The sequence below is a fragment of the Streptomyces sp. NPDC097981 genome, assembly GCF_040302565.1.
Lineage (GTDB): Bacteria > Actinomycetota > Actinomycetes > Streptomycetales > Streptomycetaceae > Streptomyces.
The window spans coordinates 1-6632 of the sequence record NZ_JBEORW010000119.1; the positions used below are offsets into that span (position 1 = coordinate 1).

General features: G+C 73.2%; 7 protein-coding genes and 1 pseudogene. 2 read left to right on the plus strand and 6 right to left on the minus strand.

The genetic code is table 11. The annotated features are described in order from the left end of the window. Positions 1 to 124: 124 nt before the first annotated feature. The 3 genes and pseudogenes from ABTY04_RS39995 to ABTY04_RS40005 form a co-directional block, all read right to left on the minus strand. Positions 125 to 235, minus strand: a pseudogene (locus ABTY04_RS39995) (TetR/AcrR family transcriptional regulator); the annotation flags it as partial. Between the two features lie 201 nt (positions 236 to 436). Next, positions 437 to 2065: an FAD-dependent monooxygenase gene (locus ABTY04_RS40000; RefSeq protein ID WP_352218350.1), complete on the minus strand. Its 1629-nt coding sequence runs from the start codon at positions 2063 to 2065 to the stop codon at positions 437 to 439. 32 nt (positions 2066 to 2097) lie between these two features. After that, positions 2098 to 3654: an MFS transporter gene (locus ABTY04_RS40005; protein WP_352218351.1), complete on the minus strand. Its 1557-nt coding sequence runs from the start codon at positions 3652 to 3654 to the stop codon at positions 2098 to 2100. Between the two features lie 129 nt (positions 3655 to 3783). On the opposite strand from ABTY04_RS40005, the gene ABTY04_RS40010 reads away from it, so the two are divergent. Next, on the plus strand, positions 3784 to 4401 hold the full coding sequence (locus ABTY04_RS40010; protein ID WP_352218352.1) for a TetR/AcrR family transcriptional regulator C-terminal domain-containing protein: 618 nt from the start codon (positions 3784 to 3786) through the stop codon (positions 4399 to 4401). 343 nt (positions 4402 to 4744) lie between these two features. On the opposite strand, the gene ABTY04_RS40015 is transcribed toward ABTY04_RS40010, so the two are convergent. Beyond that, on the minus strand, positions 4745 to 5053 hold the full coding sequence (locus tag ABTY04_RS40015; protein WP_352218353.1) for a TNT domain-containing protein: 309 nt from the start codon (positions 5051 to 5053) through the stop codon (positions 4745 to 4747). A 2-nt stretch (positions 5054 to 5055) separates the two neighbouring features. Beyond that, complete coding sequence (locus ABTY04_RS40020) at positions 5056 to 5238, minus strand: hypothetical protein (protein ID WP_352218354.1); 183 nt, start codon at positions 5236 to 5238, stop codon at positions 5056 to 5058. A gap of 720 nt (positions 5239 to 5958) precedes the next feature. Here ABTY04_RS40020 and ABTY04_RS40025 point away from each other — a divergent pair. After that, positions 5959 to 6168, plus strand: coding sequence for a hypothetical protein (locus ABTY04_RS40025; RefSeq protein WP_352218355.1), 210 nt, complete (start codon positions 5959 to 5961; stop codon positions 6166 to 6168). Positions 6169 to 6277: 109 nt separating this feature from the next. Here the strand turns inward: ABTY04_RS40025 and ABTY04_RS40030 are convergent. Next, positions 6278 to 6632 (minus strand): transposase (locus ABTY04_RS40030; protein WP_352218356.1); only part of this gene is annotated, 355 nt, incomplete at its 5' end.

Sequence of the window (6632 nt, forward strand, 5' to 3'; positions counted from 1 at the left end):
GCGCAGGTGGTGGCCCGGTTCGGGGCGGCGCGGGTGGAAGGGCTGTTCGTGGTGGGGGTGGGAGGCAAGAGCGAGTTCAACCGGCTCAAGCGCACCGCATCGCGCCGCGCCCGTCATGGACCAAGGCTCCGACCCGCGCGGTGAAGCGGTCGGTCAGGTGTTGGAGCCCGTGGAAGAGGAGCCTCTCCTTGGACTCGAAGTAGTACTGGACGAGTCGGAGCGACACTCCGGCCTCCGGAGACCCCGGTCCCACCTCGTTACGTGGTGGTCGGACGGCTGCGGCGTCGACCGTCTCGGGTTGAGTCGATGGAAGGTCCCGGGAGCGGGGCAGCCCGCCCGCAGGGCACTTGCAGCGCTGCGGGACAGCCTCGGGCCTGCTGTGCGGCCCCGCACCGGTCCCGTTTTGTCCGACCGGGCCGGAGCAAGGGGTACGGGGCTACGGGTGGACCTCGGAACCCGTGAACCCTGGCGCCCGACGGTGCGTGCTGTGGCGGCCGCGGAACGGCAACCGGCGCAGGGCGGCGTCGATGGCCGACGCCGGATCCGCGGGGCCGGTGGTCGTCGGGTCGGTGGAGCGCCAGGCGATGTGGCCGTCGGGGCGGACGAGGACGGCGCCCCCGGTTGCGGTGCCGGCGAGGGCGGCGAACTCGGGCCCGGGGTCGGCGTGGCGCAGGCCGGCGGTGTCGGCGGGCGGGCGCCAGTCGGCTGGGCCGAGCAGGATCCAGTCGCTGGCGGGCAGGTCGAGGGTGGAGCGCGTCTGGGCGGGGTCGGTCCAGGTGTGCGGGAGGCGCGTGCCGGGGCTGCCGTCGAGGTCGGTGGTGACGGTGTCCGCCGGGTCCCCCGTGCAGGTGAGGACGGCAGCGGAGCGGTAGCGGTCGCCGAGGCCGTGGGCGGCTGGGGTGGTCCAGTCGGGATCTGGTGAGGGGCTGCCGGGGGTCATGGCCCGGGCGTTGGCGCCCGAGGCGGCGACGGCGTGGACGGCGGCGGGGTGGCGCTCGTCCTGGTAAGTGTCCAGGAGGGTTTCGTGCGCTTGGCCGTCGAGGACGGCGGCGAGTTTCCAGACGAGGTTGTGGACGTCGGCGATGCCGGTGCTGGCGCCGCGGGCGCCGGCCGGGGGCATCTGGTGGGCCGCGTCGCCGGCGAAGAACACCCGGCCCGCGCGCAGGCGGTCGAGCGTGCGCTCGCGGGCCTCCCAGGGCAGCACGCTGGCCACCTCGGGTTCGATGCCGGGCACCCCGAGGACGTCCCGCAGGATCTGCTCGCACCGCTCGGGCGGGTAGTCGGCGGGGCTCTCGACGGCCGGGTCGTAGCGTAGGTGGAAGGCCCAGCGGGTGCGGGCGTCGATGGCGGTGAGCATGCCGCGCACACCTGCACGCGCGATCAGGATGACGCTGAACTCCCTGCCCCGGATGAGCTGTTCGAGGTCGGCGCGGAACAGGATGTTGAGCTGGTGCCCGTGGCTGGTGCCGTACGTCGAGGAGACGTCCAGTTCGTGGCGCAGCGCGCCGCCCGCGCCGTCGGCGGCGATGAGGTAGTCGGCGGTGACGGTCTCGGTGGCGCCGGTGGCCACGTCCGTCAGGTCGACGGCGAGGTGGTCGTCGCCGTGGCGCAGGCCGGTGCGCTGCGTGCCGAAGCGGATCTCGGCCGGTCGGCGGCGGGCTGCCGCCAGGAGGACGGGTTCGACGGCGTCGAGGGTCGCGCGGTGGCCGGTGGTCGGGCTCCAGCGGGCCATCTCGGTGGGGGCGAAGATGCTCTCGGGTCGGTCGCCGGGGTTCGGCCGGCGTGGGACGTCGGCGAGGGCGGTGGCGAGGTCGGGGCCGCGGTGGAGCCCTTCGGCGCGGGCCAGTGGGGCGCCGGCTTCGCGGACGGCGTCCGCCACGCCGAGTTCGCGGTAGATCTCCATCGCGCGGGCGTTGAGGCTGCGGGCGCGCGGGTGGTCGTGGGTGCCGGGGTGGGCCTCGACCAGGAGCGAGGGGACGCCGTGGTGGGAGAGGGCGAGGGAGGCGGTCAGGCCGACGATGCCGCCGCCGACGACGAGGACGGGGTAGTGCTTGCCGGTGTGCATGGGCTGTTCTCCGGGTGGGTGCTGAGGCGGGTTCAGGATCGGGTGCGGGTGTGCGTGCCGGCGGTCCGGCTGCCGCTCCGGGCTCCGGGCAGGAGAAGGGAGGTGAGCGCGCCCAGCAGGCTGAGCGCCGCGGCGGCGAGCAGCGCCGCGTGGGAGCCGTGCAGGAGGGCGGCGGCACCGGAGGCAGTGCCGTCGGAGGTGCCGGTGACGGACTGGGCGATGGCGCCGAGCACGGCGAGGCCGAGTGCGCCGCCCAGCTGGCGGGAGGTGTTGAGCAGGCCTGAGGCGAGGCCGGCCTCGGCGGGCGGGACGGCGGCGGTGGCCGCCGTGGTGGCGGACATCAGCATCAGGCCGAGACCGGATCCGATCAGCAGCAGCGGGCCGAGCAGGTCGGCCGCGTAGCGGGCGTCGGTCGGCAGGACGGCGAGCCACAGCAGCCCGGCCGCCGCGACGGTGCCCCCGTACAGCGGCAGTCGGCGCGCCCCGGCGTCCAGCAGGCGCCGGGAGACCAGGGCGGCCGCGGCCAGGCACACGCCCATCGGCAGCATCGCCAGGCCGGCCTGCTGGGCGGAGTAGCCGAGGACCTGCTGCAACAGCTGGGAGACGAGGAACAGCGATGCCGTCAGGCTCGAACCGAGCAACAGCACGACGAGGTTCCCGGCCCGTACGCCTGGCAGCCGGAAGACCGGCAGGCGGACCAGTGGGTTCGCGCTGCGTGCCTCGATGCGTACGAAGGCGGTGAGCAGCAGGGCCGCCGCAGCGAGGGCGACGAGGGTGGTGGGGGACCTCCAGCCACTCTCGCCGCCGCGGGTGACACCGAACAGGAGCAGGCCGACGCCGGTGGTCGAGGCGAAGGCTCCGGGCAGGTCGAGGCGGCCGAGGGAGCCGCGGACGTCGGCGGGCCGCAGGCAGAGGTGGACGGCGATCAGCAGCGCGACACCGAGGGGCACGTTGACGTACATCACCCAGCGCCAGCCGGCGTGTTCGGTGAGGACGCCGCCGAGCAGCACGCCGAGTGCGGCGGCCGACGAACCCGACGCGGCCCAGGCCGACATGGCGCGACGGCGCAGCTCCGGCCGGTCGGCGGTGGCGGCGAGGACGACGCCGAGGGTCGAGGTCGCCAGCGCCGACGCCCCCAGCCCTTGGGCGGCGCGGGCGGCGATCAGGGCCTGGCCGCTGCCGGCCAGTCCGCCGAGGGCGCTGGCGGCGGTGAACAGGACCAGGCCCGCCTGCAGGGTGGACCGGCGGCCGAAGAGGTCGCCGGCGCGGGCCGCGAGCAGCGTGAAGCCGCCGAGCACCAGCAGGTAGGCGTCCACCACCCAGCGGGCGGCGGCGGATCCGAGTCCGAGGTCGGCGCTCATGGCGGGCAGGGCCACGTTCACGATGGCACCGTCCGTGACGACCATGAACGACGCGGTGCAGGCGATCGCCACCGCCGCCGCGACGGGCAGGCCGGGCCGCAGCAGGCGCGGTGCTCCGGGCGGCGGCGGCCCGGGCGGCAGCGGGTCGGTGGGCGACGGCGTGGTGGGCGGGGCCGCTGTGGGCGGAGGGGGCGCGGCGGGGACGCGCGGGGAAGAGGGCATGGACATGTCGACTCCAAACCTGAACAGTGTTCTAGTAGAACGGTGTTCAGGTTAGGGTAGGCTCAACGGTGTGTCAACGCGGATGACAGGGCCGTGAAGTCGGCCCAACCCCGCCCGCCCAGCAAGGAGATCCGCGTGCGCCTGCACCGCGAGGACGTGCTCGCCGGAGCCCTCGGCCTGCTCGACCAGGAAGGCCTGGACGGGCTCACCATGCGCCGCCTCGCCACGTCCTTGGGCGTCGGCCCCAGCGCCCTGTACTGGCACTACCGCGACAAGCAAGCCCTGCTGGAGGCCATCGCCGAGGAGATCATGAGCGGCGTCGCCGACGTCGACCTCGCACTGCCGCCACGCGAGCGGACCGCCGAACTCGCCCGACGGCTGCGGCTCGCCCTGCTCACCCGCCGGGACGGCGCCCGCGTCCTGTCCGGCACGTACGTCCGCCGGCCCAACACCCTCGGCTTCGGCGAAGCCGCCGTCCAGGCCCTCGCCGCCGCCGGAGTACCGGAGACTGAGACCGCGCTGGCCTTCTTCACCATTCAGGACTACGTCCTCGGCCACGTCATCGAGGAACAGAGCCGGGAACACCAACTCGCCACCACCGATCGCACCCCGACCCCGGACACCGCCGCGACCAGCGACTACCCGGCCATCGGCACGGCCATCCGCCACTGGGCCGACCGCACCCCGGACGACCGCTTCGAGTACGGCCTGCGACTCCTGCTCGACGGCCTCGACCGCCGCACCGGCGCCTGACCGCCGACCACGCCCCGATCTGCCTCGGTCTGACGTTCAACCCCGTCCGGCCTTGACGCCCGTGGGGCGGCAGCCAGTACGCCCGACCGCCCACAACCCGCCTCTCGATGTCGGCAGTCGGTTGGCGCGAGCGATGCCAACCACGGCCGGTTTGTGACAACTAAAAGCTGTAGTCGCAGCACGTCCCGCCGGCCGCGTTCGTGGACGCCCATGACCCATGCGCCCTCACGCTCTTCAAGGAAGTAGCGGTCGGTGGCATGGGGGCCGCGGGGGCGGCCGGGGATCTCGTAGTACGCCTCGGGGACTCCGGCCGCACGAAGGGCTTCGTACAGCTGGAAGCGGTTCACGGTGCGGGGATCACTTGGTCAGCCGTACGAGGGTGCCGTTGTTCACCAGATCCGCCACCGAGGTGTGGGGGATGTCCGGGCAGACTGCTGGACGTCACGTACTGGATGCCCCCGCCGGGCAGCTCGAATGCGGGGGCCTCCGGCCCGGCACACACGGTGACGTCCTTCGCCACCCGGTACAGGTGGTACTCGTACGGGTAGCGCGGGTCGTTGGTGTTGAGGTCCGACGGCGGGAGCGCCCGGTAGCTGTACTTGGTGCCCACAGGGGAGAGGAACCGGCCCGCCTCGACGCCGAAGCGCTCCACCCTCAGGCCGCGTGCAGCACCAGCGGCGCGGCGATCACCCCTTGGCCGTTGTGCTCGTAGCCGTCGTCGGGCGGATAGGGCCAGTCGCCCTGGCCCGCGTCCGCCGCGGGATCCCACCACCTGTCCAGGAACTCCACGGCCCTGAGGACGCCGAGGCGGTCGTACCCCTTGAGGATGCTTCCCACGGGCCCTCGGTCCGGGAGCGCTTGGGGCCGAGCCGCCAGTCCTTGCAGAAGTAGAAGGAGCGGTAGGCCTCGGGGGTGGGGTAGGGCTTGAGGCCCTCGCAGTGATCGGTGACACCGGCTGCTCGGTCCCGGTGCAGGGGCCCGTGCAGGACTGCGCGAACGGCTGGCCCTGCGACACCCCACCTTGGCCAGGGCACGTCGATGGGCGGGGTGGCTCGCGCTGCTCCCGCCGACGGTCGCGATCCTTTTGAGCTTTTGCCTGTAGATGACGACCTCGATGCCGGCCACGGATGCCTCACGCGCGGCTTCGGGAAACGAGATCGGCCACACGGAGCCCGACCGGCGGGGCGCCGGGGCTCGGGTGACCCGGGACCGACAGCAGCCGGGACGATTCCCGCATTGAGCCTGTCGGCGGGCGGCTTGCCCGCTACGCTCAAGATCACGCCGTGCCGACAGGAGTGTGCGGACGAGGGCAGGTGCCCCAGGCGCTCTGGACAGCACCTGACCGCACGAGGTGCCCCCGCCTCCCGGCAGGGGCACCTCGGCGAAACTCCACCACCTGCGCCCCGCACCGGCCGGGGAGCGCGCCTACCGCCGGTGCCACCCGGTCCGTCGCCCGACTTGCCGGGCATGGCGTTGAGGGCGGCGTGTGGGGTTGCCGGGGGTGCGGTGGGACGTCGGCGGTGTGCTGGCGTGGTGGTTGTGGTGGGATCTGTGGTTATGGGTGAATCGGACCGTCGGCGGAGCAGTGATGCTCAATGGCGGCTGGGGCAGCGGGAGCGGGCACGGCGTGCCGTTGCGGCCCGGGCCGGCGACGCCGCGGACCTCGCGAGGCTCCTGGACATGCTGGCGCTCTGGCCAGGTTTGGACGCGGACGCCGGGGCCGGCTGGGCGGGCATGGACCTGGCCGATTTCAACGACTCCGTGTAGGGCCTGTCTGCTACACGAACCGTTGTGGGCCTGGGCCTGGGCCTGGGCCTGGGCCTGGGCCTGGGCCTGTGCAGAGCTGGCCGGCCACGGCCTTCTTATAGACGTCATCTCATTTGGCCAGTCTGCGGTAGCAGATGAGGGTGCAGGCGATGCTGGTGAAGGCGAGGAAATGTTCGGCCTTGCGTTCGTAGCGGCGATGGAGTCGGCGGCAGCCGGCGAGCCAGGCCATCGTGCGCTCGACGACCCATCGGTGACGGCCCAGCCGCTGCGAAGACTCGATGACTGATCTGCGCCACTCACTGCCGGGCAACCACCCGTGGAAGGGTGCCGTCCTGACGGGGGTCGTGCCGCGCGAGTTCCGGTTGCAGGCGCGGCTGAAGGAGTCATGCTGAGGAGGGAGAGCGCGCCACGATGATGTTCCTGCCTCGGCACCCGTGACTCCCGGCCAGCCTGACGTACGACGG

Bases quoted from the DNA above. Each gene is read 5' to 3' on its own strand.
- ABTY04_RS40005 (WP_352218351.1), bottom strand. From the start codon at position 3,654: ATGTCCATGCCCTCTTCCCCGCGCGTCCCCGCCGCGCCCCCTCCGCCC.
- ABTY04_RS40000 (WP_352218350.1), bottom strand. From the start codon at position 2,065: ATGCACACCGGCAAGCACTACCCCGTCCTCGTCGTCGGCGGCGGCATC.
- ABTY04_RS40025 (WP_352218355.1), top strand. From the start codon at position 5,959: ATGGGTGAATCGGACCGTCGGCGGAGCAGTGATGCTCAATGGCGGCTG.